16 protein-coding genes are annotated in these 16831 nt (G+C 52.5%); 13 read left to right on the top strand and 3 right to left on the bottom strand.

The features are described 5' to 3' along the window. Positions 1–9 precede the first annotated feature (9 nt). The 8 genes from AC0LWN_RS22260 (at position 10) to AC0LWN_RS22225 (ending at position 6909) form a co-directional block, all read left to right on the top strand. Complete coding sequence (locus AC0LWN_RS22260; protein ID WP_458966388.1) at positions 10–222, top strand: hypothetical protein; 213 nt, start codon at positions 10–12, stop codon at positions 220–222. Beyond that, the gene (locus tag AC0LWN_RS22255; RefSeq protein WP_474669171.1) at positions 219–644 is read left to right on the top strand and encodes a peptidylprolyl isomerase; all 426 of its coding nucleotides are present in this window, start codon (positions 219–221) and stop codon (positions 642–644) included. Before AC0LWN_RS22260 ends, AC0LWN_RS22255 begins: the two co-directional genes overlap by 4 nt. A 144-nt stretch (positions 645–788) precedes the next feature. Further along, complete coding sequence (locus tag AC0LWN_RS22250) at positions 789–2405, top strand: ABC transporter substrate-binding protein (RefSeq protein WP_474669169.1); 1617 nt, start codon at positions 789–791, stop codon at positions 2403–2405. Between the two features lie 84 nt (positions 2406–2489). Beyond that, complete coding sequence (locus AC0LWN_RS22245) at positions 2490–3443, top strand: ABC transporter permease (protein ID WP_458966385.1); 954 nt, start codon at positions 2490–2492, stop codon at positions 3441–3443. Between the two features lie 4 nt (positions 3444–3447). Beyond that, positions 3448–4293, top strand: coding sequence for an ABC transporter permease (locus AC0LWN_RS22240; protein ID WP_458966384.1), 846 nt, complete (start codon positions 3448–3450; stop codon positions 4291–4293). 13 nt (positions 4294–4306) lie between these two features. After that, a complete protein-coding gene (locus AC0LWN_RS22235) occupies positions 4307–5323 on the top strand; it encodes an ABC transporter ATP-binding protein (RefSeq protein ID WP_474669167.1) in 1017 nt (338 codons plus the stop codon). Next, on the top strand, positions 5295–6224 hold the full coding sequence (locus AC0LWN_RS22230; RefSeq protein ID WP_474669165.1) for an ABC transporter ATP-binding protein: 930 nt from the start codon (positions 5295–5297) through the stop codon (positions 6222–6224). Before AC0LWN_RS22235 ends, AC0LWN_RS22230 begins: the two co-directional genes overlap by 29 nt. Positions 6225–6474: 250 nt before the next feature. Continuing rightward, positions 6475–6909: a hypothetical protein gene (locus AC0LWN_RS22225; RefSeq protein ID WP_474669163.1), complete on the top strand. Its 435-nt coding sequence runs from the start codon at positions 6475–6477 to the stop codon at positions 6907–6909. 662 nt (positions 6910–7571) lie between these two features. On the opposite strand, the gene AC0LWN_RS22220 is transcribed toward AC0LWN_RS22225, so the two are convergent. Next, the gene (locus tag AC0LWN_RS22220) at positions 7572–8411 is read right to left on the bottom strand and encodes an SDR family oxidoreductase (protein ID WP_474669160.1); all 840 of its coding nucleotides are present in this window, start codon (positions 8409–8411) and stop codon (positions 7572–7574) included. Positions 8412–8666: 255 nt separating this feature from the next. Here AC0LWN_RS22220 and AC0LWN_RS22215 point away from each other — a divergent pair, with 255 nt between their 5' ends. Continuing rightward, entirely contained in the window at positions 8667–9695 is a 1029-nt protein-coding gene (locus AC0LWN_RS22215; RefSeq protein WP_474669158.1) for an AI-2E family transporter, read from the top strand. Between the two features lie 122 nt (positions 9696–9817). Continuing rightward, entirely contained in the window at positions 9818–10840 is a 1023-nt protein-coding gene (locus AC0LWN_RS22210) for a S66 family peptidase (protein WP_474669156.1), read from the top strand. Between the two features lie 265 nt (positions 10841–11105). Here AC0LWN_RS22210 and AC0LWN_RS22205 read toward each other — a convergent pair whose 3' ends face one another. Then, positions 11106–11495: an SHOCT domain-containing protein gene (locus AC0LWN_RS22205; protein WP_474669154.1), complete on the bottom strand. Its 390-nt coding sequence runs from the start codon at positions 11493–11495 to the stop codon at positions 11106–11108. A 295-nt stretch (positions 11496–11790) separates the two neighbouring features. On the opposite strand from AC0LWN_RS22205, the gene AC0LWN_RS22200 reads away from it, so the two are divergent. The 3 genes from AC0LWN_RS22200 (at position 11791) to AC0LWN_RS22190 (ending at position 15166) form a co-directional block, all read left to right on the top strand. Then, positions 11791–12486 (top strand): response regulator transcription factor, encoded by a 696-nt coding sequence (locus AC0LWN_RS22200; RefSeq protein WP_474669253.1) that lies wholly within the window; start codon positions 11791–11793, stop codon positions 12484–12486. Further along, complete coding sequence (locus tag AC0LWN_RS22195; RefSeq protein ID WP_474669152.1) at positions 12483–13949, top strand: sensor histidine kinase; 1467 nt, start codon at positions 12483–12485, stop codon at positions 13947–13949. The genes AC0LWN_RS22200 and AC0LWN_RS22195 overlap by 4 nt, the downstream gene beginning before the upstream one ends. A gap of 95 nt (positions 13950–14044) precedes the next feature. Beyond that, positions 14045–15166: a TolB family protein gene (locus AC0LWN_RS22190; protein WP_474669150.1), complete on the top strand. Its 1122-nt coding sequence runs from the start codon at positions 14045–14047 to the stop codon at positions 15164–15166. A gap of 111 nt (positions 15167–15277) precedes the next feature. Here the strand turns inward: AC0LWN_RS22190 and AC0LWN_RS22185 are convergent, their stop codons facing one another. Next, a complete protein-coding gene (locus AC0LWN_RS22185; RefSeq protein WP_474669251.1) occupies positions 15278–16768 on the bottom strand; it encodes a glycoside hydrolase family 32 protein in 1491 nt (496 codons plus the stop codon). Positions 16769–16831: the final 63 nt, after the last annotated feature.

Here is a 16831-nt window from a genome sequence, read left to right as displayed (position 1 = left end):
GTGGGGGCAATGGAACAATCACCGCTGAAGGTACAACAACTGATCAATCTTCTGCTGGCGATGAATCCGCGTGCCGAGGTGTTCTGGTACGATGCGGAGGGGAAATACCGGCCGCTGACGGACGAGGATGTGCAGGAGATTTATGCGCCGGAGGAAGCGGCGAAGACGGTTGCGCATATCGGCGGACCCGGTAGAGCTGCAGAAGCGGAGGAAACCGTATGAAGCAGGCGTTGATTACCTTGGAGAAAGGGACGGCCATTCAGCTTGAGCTCTTCGAACAGGATGCGCCGGGGACTGTAGCCAATTTCGAGAAGTTGGCGAACAGCGGCTTTTATGACGGTCTGACCTTTCAGCGCGTCGTTCGGGACTTTGTAGCCCAAGGCGGCTGTCCGGAAGGCACCGGCAGAGGGGGCACGGACAAAATTCCCTGCGAGACACAGAACAATCCCCATAAGCATGTGCGCGGGGCATTGTCGATGGCTCATTTTGGGCCGGGTACTGGAAGCTGCCAGTTTTTTATCTGCTATGATGCCTTTGACTATCTTGATGGCTGGCATACGGTATTTGGGCAGGTAACCGCCGGGATGGAGCATGTGGATGCCTTGAAACGCGGGGATGTGATGAAGGAAATCAGGGTGTGGTAGATCGGGCCTTGAGGCTCTAATGGATTGATTTTCCTCCAAGTTACATTTATGTGAAATTCCATCCATTGTTATTCCGAGTATTCCGATGTATAATTCAAAAAACAACGAGTGGATTTGCTCATAGACAATGGAGGAGAGAAAGATATGCGAAGAGGGTTATCTGGACTTGCAGTTATAATGATATTAACATTTTTGATTAGTGCGTGCTCCGGGGGGAATAACGCCGCATCACCGGCAGCCAGCAATGCGCCTGCAGAATCACAGCAGCCTGCTGCCAGCGAAGGACCAAAAGACGGAGGAAACCTGATCATCGGGGTTGCATCCGATCCGGTAGTGCTGAATCCGAACTATGCGGGCGACCGTGTCAGCCTGACCATCGACCAGGCGCTGTATGCGCCGCTGTTCCAAGTGAATAACGGCAAGAAAACCTTTTATCTGGCAGATAGCCTGACACCTTCGGCCGATAATCTTACTTATACACTGAAGCTCAAGAGCGGACTTACCTGGCATGATGGTGAGAAGCTGACGGCTGATGACGTAGTGTTCACTATCGACAAAATTTTGGATGAGAAGCAGAACAGCTTCCTGCGGGCCAACTTCCTGATTGGCGATAAGCCGATCACAGCCAAGAAAGTGGATGATCTGACTGTAGAATTCAAGCTGCCGCAGGTTAGCCCGGCTTTTGAAGCTACGCTGGTGCAGGTCTCTCCGATTCCAAAGCATATTTTTGAGAACGAAGCCGACATTGAGAAAAGCACCAAAAACGCCGCTCCCGTCGGTTCCGGTCCATTCAAGTTCAAAGAGTACAAGGCTGGCGAATATCTGACGCTGGAACGATTCGATAACTATTTCGGCGGCAAGCCGCATCTGGATTCGGTAACATACCGGATTGCCAAGGATGCCAATGCAGCGAACCTTGCTCTGCAGAACGGTGAAATCAATGTGCAGTATCTTGATCCTAAGGATGTAGCTACGATTCAGGCTACGAATAATTTTGAAATCCTGCCATACGCTGAGGGACGTCTGTCTTATCTGATGTTCAATGCGAACAGCGATACCGGCGTTCTGGCGAAAAAAGAAGTCCGTCAAGCCCTGTCGCTGGCACTCAGCCGCGATGAAATTATCCAGACAGCCTACACTTCGAGTGAATATGCTGATCCGGCCAAGTCCTTCTTGACTCCAGACGCGCTGTATTTCACCAATGATGTGCCTACCTTCGATAACGATGCAGCCAAGGCGAAGCAAATGCTGGAAGCGGCAGGGGTTAAGAACCTGAAGCTGAGATTCATTGTACAGAGCGGCAACAAGGCGCAGGAAGCGATCTCCCTGTATGTGCAGCAGAAGCTGAAGGCTGTCGGCGTAGATGTTGAACTGCAAAGCATGGATTCCTCTGCCTGGGTGCAGAAGTTCATCGACCTTAAGGCTACTGACTTTGAACTGGCCTTGACCGGTTATATCATGGGTTATGACCCGGATGCTTACCGCATTCTGTTCACATCCGGCGCTTCCTCCAACTATTCGCATTATGCGAACCCTGAAGTCGACAAGCTGCTGAATGAAGGTGCAGGAGAAGCTGATACCACCAAACGTGGAGAAATCTATAAAAAAGCACAAGAACTTGTTGCAGAGGATGCACCAATCTATCCTATCGCTTATACTAAAACAGTGGTTGCTGTATCCAAGAACTATGGCGGACTTGAAGAAGCGGTGCTGAAGCCTGTCGTAATCTTCGAAGACCTGTCCAAGATCTACCTTAAATAAGATCAGCCAAAAAATAAGTACGGGAAAAAATAAGCTGGGCACCCAGCTTATTTTTTTGCCGATCAGGAGCGGGAGAAGCTGCGTATGAGACAACTCATCGTCCGAAGATTGCTGCAGACACTGCCGATGCTGTTTTTTGTATCGGTTGTGTGTTTTACAATGATCAAGCTGGCTCCGGGAGATCCGGTGCTGTCTTTTGTTACACCGAATATGCACGCGGAGGATATTGAACGTATCCGCCATAACCTGGGACTGGATAAACCGGCCTATATTCAATATTTCATCTGGATCAAAGAGATAGCGCAGGGCAATTTCGGCTATTCCCTCGTCAATCATCAGCCTGTGCTCGGACAAATTCTGGAGCGCCTTCCGGCTACAGCCGGTCTGATGGGCAGTGCCATTGCCCTTGCGGTGGTGCTGGCGATTCCGCTTGGCCTGATTGCCGGTGCGAACCGCAACCGCTGGGTAGACAAGCTGATCAATTTTATCTCCTATATCGGGATTTCGATTCCGTTATTCTGGCTGGCGATTCTGCTGATGTATCTGTTCGCGATCAAGCTGCACCTGCTGCCGAGCATGGGCATGCGCACGATTGGTGTGGAGTCGGCTGTGGATGTGCTGAAGCATGGCATTTTGCCATGCACTGTGCTGGCCTTCGGTTTTCTCGCCGGGTATGTACGTTATATCCGCTCCAGCACCATCGGACAACTGAAAGAGGAGTACGTGCAGATTCAATATGCTTTTGGCTCGAAAAAGTCCACGATTCTGTTCCGGCATGTCATGAAGCATGTGCTGCTGCCGGTGATTACGCTGCTCGGTATGTCTATGGGCGATCTGGTGGCGGGAGCTATCGTAACGGAGACAGTCTTTTCCTGGCCGGGTATCGGCTCGCTGGGCATGACGGCGGTCAAGGGGATGGATTATCCGGTGATCATGGGGATTACCCTGTTCTCCTCCCTGATGCTGATCATCGGCAATCTGGCCGCAGATATACTCTACAGTTTCGTGGACCCACGAATCAAATTGAAAAAGGGGTGACCTCATGAATCGCAGTAAATGGAAAAATGTAAGGGACGAGCTGTTTACAAACGGTCTGGGTGTCGCCGCCTTGCTGACTCTGATCGTGTTCACGCTCGGGGCGATTTTCGCCTTTCTGTCCGGCTATGATCCCAATGCTATGGACGCTATGGCCCGGCTTACGCCGCCGGGGGCCGGCCACTGGTTCGGCACTGACGACTACGGGCGGGATTATCTGGCGAGAGCTTTGTACGGGGGACGCGTATCCCTGCTGGTCGGGTTTGCTTCGATGATCGTAGCGACCGGCATCGGGGCCACGATAGGTGTAATCAGCGGCTATTTCGGCGGCTGGCTGGATAATCTTCTGATGCGGATGCTGGATGTGATCATGTCGATCCCGTCGTTTCTGATTCTGCTGCTGCTCAGTGTATATTTGAAGCCAAGCGTCGGCAATATCATCATTATTATCGCACTCCTGATGTGGATGAACGTGGCCCGGGTCGTCCGGGCAGAGACGATGACTATCAAGGAACGCGAATATGTGCTCTACGCCAAGGCTTCGGGACAAAGCGGCTTCGGCATCATCTGGCGGCACATTCTTCCCGGCCTTGTGCCGGTCATTATCGTGGGCGCGACCAACAATATCGCTTCAGCGATTATGATGGAATCGTCGCTGAGCTTTCTCGGCTTCGGGGTGCAGCCGCCGAATGCCACCTGGGGCAGCATGCTGAACAGCGCACAGGGCTACATCGCCCAGGCGCCGTATCTGGCGCTGTTTCCGGGGCTTTTGATCCTGCTGACGGTGCTGAGCTTTAATGTGCTGGGTGATATTTTGCGGGTGGGCTTTGAACCGAAGCTGATCCGAAGATAGGAGTGAAGACACAATGACGGAACATCTGCTGTCTGTTGAAGATTTGAAGGTTTCGTTCGCTACCCGGGATGGAGAGAACAAGGCCGTCCGCGGAGTCAGTTTTCATATAGATGCCGGTGAAACTGTTGGGATTGTCGGGGAATCCGGCAGCGGCAAAAGCGTCACAGCTAAGGCGATCATGTCGCTCATTACGCCTCCGGGCCGCATCACTGCCGGAAATATCCGGTTTCGCGGCGAGAGCCTGTCCGGGCTTTCGGAGAAGCAGTGGCGGCACCTGCGCGGCAACCGTATTGCGATGGTCTTTCAGGACCCGATGACCTCGCTCAATCCGGTGAAAAAAATCGGCCAGCAGCTCACAGAGGTTATCCGCAGGCATCGTGGGCTGGATAAAGACGCTGCTTATGCCGAGGCGGCCAAGATGCTGCGCCAGGTGGGCATCCGTGATGCGGAGCAGCGTCTGCAGCAATATCCGCATGAATTCAGCGGCGGCATGCGGCAGCGGGTAATGATTGCTATGGCGCTCTCCTGCCAGCCGGAGCTGCTGATTGCCGACGAGCCGACAACGGCGCTGGATGCAACGATACAGGCGCAAATTCTTGACCTTTTTAAAGAGCTTAAAGGCAATTCCGATACAGCGGTCGCGCTGATTACGCATGACCTCGGCGTGGTGGCGCAGGTCTGCACCCGGGTAATCGTCATGTACGGCGGGCTGATTATGGAGGAAGGAACGGTGGAGGATATCTTCTACCGGCCCCAGCATCCATACACCCAAGGCCTGCTGCGCTCCATTCCGAAGCGCGGCGGCGGTTCGCGTGAACGGCTGATTCCGATTGAGGGTACACCGCCCGATCTGCTCGACCCGCCTCCCGGCTGCCCGTTTATGGAGCGCTGCCCACATGCTTTTGGCCGCTGCAGAGAGCTCCCTCCGGCAGTAGAACTCTCTCCGGGCCACCGCTCAATGTGCTGGTTGGCACAGGGGACGCAGGAGCAGCCGGCAGCTTATGCTGAGGGGAGGGATTCCAGTGAGTGAGAGCAAGGTATTGGTGGATGTGAATAATCTCAAGAAACACTTCTCCAAAGGCAAGGATATGCGCGGACGCGATACAGCCGTATTGAAGGCCGTCGATGGCGTCAGCTTCCAGATCCGCCAGGGCGAGACCTTTGGTCTGGTGGGCGAATCCGGGAGCGGCAAGTCTACGGTTGGCCGCTGTCTGCTCCGGCTGTACGATTATACGGCAGGTGAGGTGTCTTTCGACGGACAGCCGCTCGGCAAACTGGGCGAGAAGGGGCTTAAGCCTTTCCGCCGCCGGATTCAGTCGATCTTCCAGGACCCGTATTCTTCGCTGAATCCGAGCCTGAATGTGCTGGAGCTGATCAGCGAGCCGATGAAAATCCACGGCATCTACCAGGGCGAAGAGCGTAAGGAAGCGGTCGCCGCGCTGCTGGAGCGGGTAGGGCTCAAGAGAGAGCATCTGTACCGCTATCCCCACGAGTTCAGCGGTGGACAGCGCCAGCGCATCTCCATTGCCCGGGCGCTGTCGGTACGGCCTGAATTTGTCGTCTGCGACGAGCCGATCTCAGCCCTCGACGTTTCGGTTCAGGCCCAGGTCGTCAATATGCTGGAGGACCTGCAGTCCGAGTTCGGTCTGACGTATCTGTTCATCGCCCATGACCTGTCAATGGTCCGGCATATTTCCGACCGCATCGGCGTCATGTACGGGGGCCGCCTGGTTGAGGTTGCGGAGAGCGATGAATTGTACGACAATCCGCTTCATCCCTACACCAAAGCGCTGCTGTCTTCCATTCTGGAGACAGACCCGCAGAAGGTAAGCCAGCGGATACAACTGGACGGCTATGCCGGGGCAGGCAACGCGGGTGAGCAGGCTGAGCTCCGTGAAGTAAGCCCGGGCCACTACGTGGCTCTTGACTAAATAAGTTTAACTTAAAAAAATCATAAAAAGGTAGGAGTGCGGAGGGGAAGTTTGGAACTGTAGGAGCGGTAGCGACCGCCTTTGTCTGCGGATTTCAACCGCGAACAGCGGTAATAATCAAGAAATCTGCAGGCGGGCAGCGGCCGGAAGTCCAAACATTCCCCGCAGTTACGACCAGACCCTAGTATGAAAATCTAAAGTTCAACTTATATAGTTCGATTAATTTACAATCGTAATGGGAGGTTATGAGATGACTGATATTTTAAACAAAGTGAAATTGTCGCAATGGGATGCACTGCTGGTGGAATCACTGCGTTCCCTGGGCTGGTCCGATGAAGAGCTGCTGCGCAGAGTTGAATCGGGAGAGCTTCCGGTTGATGAGAGCGAATATGAATTCGATTATGCACAGTTGACCGCTTTGGCGGGCGAGCAGTCTGAGCAGTTCCGGCAGGCGGTGACCGGCGGCTACCAGATCAAGTACAACACGATCCGCGGCATCCGCAGTTGGATTTCCGTCGCGCTTGGCATACAGGCGGAGCTGGAGCTGGAGGAAGGCAAGGAAGCTGTAGAAGTGGCTTTGACAGAGGACGAGAAGAACCGGCTGGAATCGGTTCTGTCCTTCGGCTGGCAGATTATAGCTGCCGGCAGCGCCGGAGTATACCGGATCGAGCCTATTCAGAGATAGGCGTGATATGAGAACAGATTGCCCTCCTGGCCATATGTGCCAGGAGGGCAATTTTGCGTGAAACGGCGGTGTAAATTTTCCTTCGTCCAGAATATGTTAATGTACGGCTGCTGTACTGCGGAATTGAACAAATTTTGTTTGTGTATTTCTGCCGTGTTTCTGAAACGCGTATCGTCTAATAGACGTATGAGAAGAAACGGAAAAACGGCATAGGATGTATAGAGGGAATAGAATTGTGTGTGAAATGAAAGAGCCAGGGGAGTTAGTTGAAATAAGGCGGTGCTGTGTAGAATTAGGTGGAATTAGTAGAACTAATCTGCTGGATTTGTCTATGCAGCAAGCCTAAGTTGGATTTTCTCCACTTATTTCAGGGGATTTTTGCCTGTATCAGCCCATTCGGGCGAATTAGGTTCCTTTTTTCCAGCTATTGTCCTTGGCGGGAACAAATTACACGAATTAGTTGTCCTTTTTCCACAATAGGTTGGTAGCTCCGGCAGCAGATAGCAGCCTGGCATCCCGCACCGCTACCAATCCCTGGATATGGGAAGGCAGCGGACAGTCTACATGAGGTCGGCACAGGGGAGCGGGACCGGATTAAATCTGCAGCCTGAAGACGGTTGTAGATACCGATGAGCAGGCTCCGGTGTTTACAGGCTGATCTCTTACAAGTTCAGCTGGATTTTGCGGGTGCTGAGGACACCTTCAAGACCGGCAGGGTCTGTGCTTACTTTGCGGGAGACGAACTTTTCGGCCTGCTCTGAAGTGCGGATACGGAGCGGCTTGGTCTCCATGTTCACCAGATCCCACATCACTTCGGCAACGGAATCCGCCGTCTGAGGCTCCGTATTGCGCTGCAGGAAAGTGGCTCTGTAGGCATCGAGGATTGGTTTATATTCGTCTTCCAGAATTCCGCCGGTATCGGCTATGTGCCCAAGCACGGTTTTGTTGAATTCAGTGGCGATAGCGCCGGGTTCAAGCAAAGTCACATCAATATTGAACTGCGGCTTGTAATAGGTAGCGAGACTTTCCAGCAGGCCTTCCAACGCGAACTTGCTGGCGCAGTAGATTTCATTCATAGGCTGGCCCACCAGTCCGCCTACGCTGGAGGTGGCCACAATATGCCCGTAGCCGGTCTTGCGCAGCAGTGGCAGTGCGGCCCGGATCGTATGCATGACCCCATAGACGTTGGTGTCGAAGACACGGTGAATGTCCTCCATCGGGGCTTGCCCCAGCGCTCTGAGGTAGCCGAAGCCGGCGTTGCAGAACAGCACATCGAGCGTTCCCTGCTCCTGTTCAATCTGATCTATAACCCGCCCGATGCTCTCCGGCTTCGTGACTTCCAGCTCGACAAACTTAAGATTGTCCACTTCGCGGTATAGCTCCTGATCGCGGTCCAGGTTGCGGGTTCCGGCATAGACGGTCCAGCCTTCCTTGGCGAATTTCAGAGCCGTTGACAGGCCGATTCCAGTTGAAGCGCCGGTGATGCAGATGATTTTGCCCATACAGGTGAACCTCCAATTTTTTTAAAAATTTATTAGAAAGCATATACTCCTTTTAAGGACGGCGTATCCTTTTTTACCTGCACATTATAGCACAACGGCGGCATGACCCAGCAAACCTCCGGCATTTCGACAATAAATTTGTATTTTCGCGTATTTAGCGGGGCATTCAGTTGCTATAAGTGTTTTCGTTACTGTAGACTATAAACTATATACAAAAGTCCTAATCGCAAGCGAATGGAGAGGAACAGAAGAACAATGGATGTATTTAAACGTTATTATGCGAATTTAACAGTCCGGCGCTTTTTGATTCTGGGGCTGATTGCACTGCTGCTGTACAGTATTAGAGATATGCTGAATCTGGTGCTGCTCACGTTTCTGATGGCTTATGTGATGAACAGCTTTCAGGTGCTGCTGTCCAAGCAGATCGGCAAATTTGTCAAGGTGAATAGCAAGGTGATCATCATCCTCCTATACGTCGCTCTAATCACCATGATTGTGATGGCGCTCGTCAAATACCTGCCCAGGGTATTTATTCAGATTAAGCAATTGGCTGATTTCCTGACGAATTTAACCCCTGATGATATCCCGCAAAACCAGATTGCGCAGTATATATTCGAAAAACTCAAGGATTTGAACTATCAGTCCTATATGACCCATGGTATTGAATATGTGCTGAGGATCAGCGACTGGGGCACAACCTTCGTATTATCAACCATTCTAAGCTTGGTCTTTATCCTGGAAAAAAACCGGATTGTCAGCTTTACCTCCCGCCTGAGAGAGAGCAAGATTTCCTGGTTTTACGTGGAGCTGGAGTATTTTGGCAAAAAATTCATCGCCTCCTTCGGCAAAGTCATTGAAGCACAAATTCTTATCGCGCTGTTCAATACGATGTTTACGGTGTGCGGCTTGTGGATACTTGGCATGTTCTTTTCGCCTTTCCCTTACCTTTTCGCGTTGTCCATCATGATTTTCCTGCTCAGTCTAATTCCGGTTGTAGGCTTTGTGATCTCACTTATTCCCCTGTGCATCATAGGTTACAATATTGGCGGGCTGACGATGATCATTTACGTACTGGCGCTGATTGCCGTGCTGCATGTGATGGAAGGGTACTTCCTCAATCCGAAGCTGATGTCCTCCAAAATGAATCTGCCGATGTTCTACACCTTTATCGTGCTGCTGTTCTCTGAGCATTATATTGGCATATGGGGACTCATTCTCGGTATTCCGATCTTTGTCTTTTTCCTCGATATTTTGGAGATTAAGCGGGACAAATCAGGAGCATAGAGCGGTGCTTCAGCATCCACATTACTATAAAAGTGACATTCCTGCTGAACGCAGACTGAATGTCACTTTTTTTATTTTAATAACGAATGGGACGGCCGTTTGTACTGGAGGAGGCAATTATAATGATCAGATATCCGTCGTTACGGCCAGGAGGCGTAATAGGCACAACAGCCCCTTCATCCGGGGTAAAAGCGAACCATCATGCTCTGCTGAAGCTGGCAGTCAGCCGATTGGAGTCGACAGGCTTTCACGTAGTATGCGGCGATACCGTGTGGACCCAGGTCAAGGCCAAATCATCACCGGCCAAAGTGCGTGCTGCCGAATTCAATCAGATGATGGCAGATGAGAGTATTCAGCTTATTTTCCCGCCTTGGGGCGGAGAACTGCTGATTGAGATTCTGGAAGCTGTTGATTTTGATGCGATGCCTTGCAAATGGGTCTTGGGATATTCAGATGTTAGTGCTCTGTTGCTGGCAATCACTCTGAGAACGGGCATCGCCACTGCGCATGGAACCAACCTGATTGATCTCAGAGGGGAATTCATGGACGATACTACAGCGATGTGGCAGGAGGTGCTGGCAACACAGACAGGGGAAGCCATTCTCCAGCACTCTTCTGCAAGCTATCAAAAGGAATGGAACTTCGGCGAATCCTCGCCCTGCGTGTTTCACCTGACGGAGCAGACCCGCTGGCGTTCCGTTTCCGGCGAGGATGTGCATATTCAAGGCTGTCTACTTGGCGGATGCATTGATGTAATCAGACATTTGATCGGCACGCCGTTTGGTGATCTCCGGCATTTTCAGCAGCATTATATTGGGGATGAACCAATCCTGTGGTATATGGAGAATTGTGAGCTGTCTGTAACCGACCTGCGCAGATCGCTGGTGCAGATGAAGCTTGCGGGATGGTTTGAACACTCAGCGGGTCTGATGTTCGGCAGAAGCGCCGCCAACCGGCCAGTCGAGGATTATACGGTGGAGGACGTCTACCGGGACATGGCGGAGGAATTGCAGTTGCCGGTAATTTATGATATTGATTGTGGGCATGTTCCGCCGCAGCTTACCTTCATCAACGGAGCATACGCTGAGGTTGAGCTGAGAGCCGATCAGGGCCGCGGCTCAGTGAAGCAGATTTTCAAGCCGTGATCGGGCGGAAAGCGGCTTGAGTTTTCAAAACAACGGCAGAAATGCCGTTACTGGCGCCGCCGCGAGCCGCTGGGCGTGAAACAACGGCAAAAGTGCCGTTGTTAGTGCCACCGCAGGCAGCTGGGCGTGAAACAAAGGCAAAAATGCCGTTGTTAATCCCGCCGCGTGTCGCCGCTCCACCCCAAAAAAAACAGGCCATCCCATCCGCATATTTCCTGCAGATGGGATGGCCTGTTCCAGACGACCGAGTACTATGTACTCTCTGTTAGCCGAATGAAGTCAGGACGCTCTGCGCCACGATCTCTTTCAATTCGGCTTTTTGGGCGGTATACTGCTGCTGGGTGATGCTGCCGCTGGCGAGCCTTGCATCGAGCTGCTGTGTAAGCTGGGCGACTTGCAAATTGATGACGCTGTCAATGTTACCGCCACTATCTGCAGCGATATCCTTCAGAGATTTACCGTCATAGAGCGAATCGTACAGTTCTTCATCTGATGACTGGTTCAATGCTTCCAATAGGTCATCCTTTTCAGCTACACTGGTAGCAGACCATTTAGCGACCGGGCTGGCACTTGCCAGGGGCTTGCCCCAGGCGGTTCCTCCGAAGGAGATGGCTACAATCATCGACCCCACAATCATTACTCGTTTTATATTCATAAGTCATCCTCTTTTCATGTGTTGTTATATCGGCGCAGGGTTATTGGTTACGTTAGCTAAGGTGCTTCAACTAATATCATTGTACCCGGCAAAGCTGAGATTAAGCTTAACTCTTCTTTAAGATAACCTAAAGAATGAGCCTCTTCCGGATACTACGTTTGGATGACGATTTGGGTGCATTTCTTTTTTGCCTATGGGAACCTTTCGGGCTTAAGCCCGTCTGGAAGTATACCGGAAGAGTAATTGTGGAAATCAAGGGTGAAAATAAATGCAAGCGAAAGAGGTGAATCGCAGGGTGGCCAAAAAAGTGCTGGTAGTGGATGATGAACCGGGCATTGTAAGTGCAATTGCCTACGCGCTGCGGCGTGAAGGCTATGAGGTGGATACCGCCGGTGACGGTGAAGAGGCGCTCGGCAAAGCGCTTGCGTTCCGTCCGAACGTGATGGTGCTTGATGTGATGATGCCGAAGATGAGCGGATATGATGTATGCCGCAAGCTGGAGGACCGGGATGATATCGGAATTATTCTTCTAACCGTCAAAAATGATATCGTCGATAAAATCGTCGGTCTGGAGCTGGGTGCGGACGATTATATGACCAAGCCATTTGAAATCCGTGAGCTGCTGGCGAGGGTGAAGGCGCTGCTGCGTAGGCTCGAGAAGAACACCGCCGAGGTTAAAAGCGAGGTCATTGAGTACGGCGCTTTGCAGGTCCATGCGGACCGGCGTTCGGTCCTGCTGGGCAGCGAGTCGCTGGAGCTGACGCCGAAGGAATTCGATCTTCTGCTCCTGCTGCTGTCCCATCCGCAGCGCGTCTATATGCGCGAAGAGCTGCTAGAGCAGGTCTGGGAGATGGACTACGCCGGCGGCACACGCACGGTGGACATCCATATCCAGCGGCTGCGCAAAAAGCTGGGCGAGCCGTACCAGAATATTCTCCAGACCGTCTATGGCGTCGGCTATAAGGCCGTCCCGGCAGGGAGCTTCGCATGAAAATCAGCATCAAGCTGAAGTTCAGCCTGTTCCTGGCCGTGCTGCTAATTCTGGCGATAAGCATCCTGAGCTTTTTCGTGCTGCGCGGAGTGAGTCTGAATCAGCAGGCACAGATGGAGAGCACGCTGGCCCAGCATGCCAAAACAGTAAATCTGCGGGTTAAGCAGACCTACTATACCGGAGCACGGCTGGAGCCGCAGGCGTTCATGCAGCAGCGGGGCAAGGCGCTGGCCGCCGAACTGGCCGGATTCACCGGCCTTGCGGTTACGCTCTATGATGCGCAGGGCCAGCAGGTCGGCAGCTCCCGGCAAGGGGAGGCTGCATCAGCGGGACCGAAGCCTGCAAATGCGCTGGCCTATGCGCTGCAGAATAAAATCGCCTACCAGAGCGCAGGCGATACCTTGCTCTATCTGGCGCCTCTGCAAGGGCCGGACAGCCAGATGGGGGCTATGCAGCTGGAGTATTCGCTGGCAAGCGCACAGAGCTTCCAGCGGACGCTGCTGAATCTGTTCCTAACCACAGGGGGCGCGGTTCTGCTCCTCAGCTTCATCGGAGGTTACCTTTATTTCAACCGGGCTGCGGTGGCCATCGGGCGATTGAAAAAGGCGGCGGAGTCTATACAGCGGGCCGACTATATTACTGCACCGCCGGTGAAGCGCAAGGATGAGCTGGGCGAGCTGGCCGAGGGTATTTATTTTATGAGCCGGGAGATTGAGAGCAGCATTGCCGCGAAGGATGCGGAGCAGCATAAGCTGCAGCTCGCCGTCCAGAAGCTGCAGGCGCTAGAGCAGCAGCAGAAGCAGTACATCGGCAACATCAGCCATGAGTTCAAGACGCCGCTGACCTCGATCAAGGCTTATGTGGATCTGCTGAACATGTACGAGGATGATCCCAAGCTGCTGCATGACGCCAAGCTTAACATCGCCAAAGAAACGCAGCGGCTGTACGAAATGGTAGAGAAGGTGCTGCAACTGACGGCGCTTGAGAAATATGATTTCGAGTCCCAGGCCGGGCGGCTGGAGGTAGCGGAGGAACTGCGCGATATCTGCGGGCGCATGAACGGCAAGGCGGAGCGGTATGGTCTGACGATTACGCTGGATGTCCAGCCGGCCCATATTTGGATCGACCGGGAGAGCTTCATGCACATCTTCATCAACCTCCTCGACAATGCGATCAAATACAATGTTCCGCAAGGGATGATCCACCTTCACAGCGAGGTCAGGGACAACCGGGTCTGGATTACGGTGAAGGATTCCGGGATCGGCATTCCGGATGGGTCCAGGGACAAAATCTTCGAGCCCTTTTACACGGTCAACCGCGACCGGTCCAGACAGTCCGGGGGTACGGGGCTTGGCCTCTCCCTCGTTCGAAATCTGGTGGAGAAGCAGAACGGGACCATTACTTTGCTGGACACAGGTGGAGCCGGATCAGCGTTTGAACTCTCTTTTCCGGCGGTGGATTAAGGGCTGAAGTTTTACAACTTGGAAACATTCCGCGATGCTTTGGAAATATGCCTTCAGTATGCTTGGAGCAACACAACCTCTAGGGGGATACATTCATGAACATTACAATGAGCGGCAGAGCAGGCAAGGTGGCGCTGATTCTCATGAGCACAGCAGTTCTGCTCTGGGTCACAGCCTGCAGCACAGGAAATACGGAGACACGGCAGGTCGTAGAAAAAGGCGGGCAAAAAATCACCGTCCTCGACAACACCAGCGAATCGGTCTACACCAAGCTGAAGCTTGCGGGCATCGACAAGGTGGAGGGTGTGCGCGGGCTGGATTTTGCCAGTGAGGATACGATTGTGGTGGACAAAGAGAACCGCAGCCTTCCCCCGCAGACAATCGAGGGCCAGGAACGGTATCCGCATAATCTCTATCTCCGCACGCTCTCCTCGGGGAATGACACGCCGCTTCAGGAGGGAGACAAAAATTATGGCGCGGCGCAGCTGTCTCCGGACAAGAAACAGCTCTTTTACAAAGAACTGTATGACGCGACCGGGATCGGCTATATCATGAACCTGGCTGCCGGGACTTCGGTGAAAGTAAGCGATGCGGAATTCAGAAATGAGGAAGGAAAATGGGCAGATAATGAGCATGTTATTTTCCCGGATATGGAAGGAAACATCATTTCAACCGATATAAACGGCAAGCAGGACACAGTACTCAAGACCGGAATCCCTTATGTGCATGAGGTTGTTCAGTCCGGCAGCAGGGTGTTCTATGTGACCGGGGAAGACAGCCAGCTTACCGCCTATGATACCGCAACGAAGCAGTCCAAGGCTCTGAAAAAAAATGTCATGTGGGTCGTTCCCTCACCGGATGGAAGCAGACTGGCGATTGTGGAGCGGAAGGGGCCAGGAGAAATGGTGCTGCTGCTCTGCGACAGCGAAGGTAATGAACAGTCCCGGGTGGCATCGGGCCAGCAGATTTTCGGCACAAGCTGGTCGCCGGACGGCAGCAAGCTAGCCTATGTGACGACTGCCGCAAGCGCCGCCGACAATCAGGATGGTCTGTTCATTACGGAGGTGGAGACTGGAGAACAGACGCCCGTGCTGAACGATATTGAGGTTGCTGACCAATTGCGCTGGAGCCCTTCCGGCAAAAAGCTGCTGGCTTCCGTCTCGGCTCTGAAGGATAATGTGTACCAGTTCATAACGTATGTTGTCAGGTTATCTTGATTTGTATGGTGATGCGAGGATGGTTCGGAACGAATAGTATAGAAGTAAAGATGAGCCGCAGAAAACACCCGATTCCAAATTGATGTGGAATCGGGTGAATGGCAAGGAAATTTATTTGATCGGCTTGATCATAATATTACTAAAAACTGCTGTGCCGCCGTCCGAAAACAGGGTAATTCCCTGATCGTCTAATTCGGGGAAAACGACATTGGAAAAAACAATGGCCCCCTCATCTATAAAGACCTCCACGCTCGTCTTATCGACAAAAACCCTCAGGTGAACCTTCTTATTGCTTACATCGAAGAGAGCCCTGCTCTCCAGATATTTGCCGCTCTTATCAGGGTTCCCTGTGTAAGCCCGATTGACATAGCTGTACCCGCCCTCTACAGAAACTCCGGTGTCCACATGATGGCTTGCATCGGCTGATTCCCGAAGCCTGAGCCCAACATTCCTGAGCGCTGACCAAGTGATATCGGCGGTAAGCTCGTATGCATTTCCTGTGAAAGGCAGCGTTTCAGAACCATTCACAACGATTGGCCCATAGGCGGCGGCTGCATCTGATGCTTGACTTAAGGCCTCCAGGGGTTTCGAGACAAGTTGATAGCTGCCCTCGCCTGCCTGTTTCAGCTCAATTCGGCGAACAATCGAGTCCATTCCGTTGAACCCTTCCCGCAGCGTGGGTGTATTATGGGGATACTCCCAATTATTCATCCAGGCTAAAGCATAACGGTGATGTGATTTGTCGCTGCTTGTACCATCTTCAAAGGTTACAGCGCCGTACCAGTCAAAACCGTAATCCAGCCACTGCGGTTTCTTCTGATCGGAGAAAAATGTCTTGCCGTCAAAGTCTCCTGTCCAGTAAGCATAGGTGTTAGGTTTACCGGATGAGGTGCCATTGGCGCTAACGCCAAGCACCCATTTATAGGTCCCGTCGTCCGCCTGTATCAGGTAAAGATCAGGACACTCTACAATTCCGAGTTTCTCCGTTGCGAAGCCGCTGACATAGTGCCAGGTTTTTAAGTCCAGAGACTCATAAAAGCCTACTTTTGTGCCTTCAGCCAAGACCATGACCCATTTGCCGGATAAGTCATCCCGGATGATTTTGGGATCTCTAAAATCGGTTGTCCCCGGGTTCTGCAGAACGGGAGCATTACCGTAAGCGGTAAATGTGTATCCATGGTCGGTACTGTACCATAAATATTGCTCCTGCTGCCCGCTATCGGCGGAGGGCTCCGTTACAATCGCGATCAGAGCTCCTTTTCCAAACCCGGCCGTACCTGCCTCATCTACAACGACCGACCCTGACCAGGGATCGCCATTTGGATTGGTATACTTGGGGATCGCGATCGACTCGTCTTTCCAGTGCACCAGATCTGTGGAGGTCGCATGCCGCCATTCGGTGCCGTTCCCGGTGGGATAGTCTCGATTATACAGATAATAGTAGTGGTATACTCCATCGATATAAACCGGCCTTTGCGGATCATTTTTCCATTTGTCGGGTGTTGTGAAATGATAATTGGCTCGATAGGTCTGATGTGATTGGGTAGCAGAGGTTTCCTCCGGTGCCGTGTTCCGTCCGGAAAAATAAACCGCTATTCCAATAGTGAGTATAAAGGCCAAGCAAATGTGACAGATCAGAGAGTGGCGTTTAAAAGCACGCTTATC

It is taken from the genome of Paenibacillus sp. sgz302115, from assembly GCF_056120445.1.
This window is presented reverse-complemented; position numbering and strand designations above follow the sequence as displayed.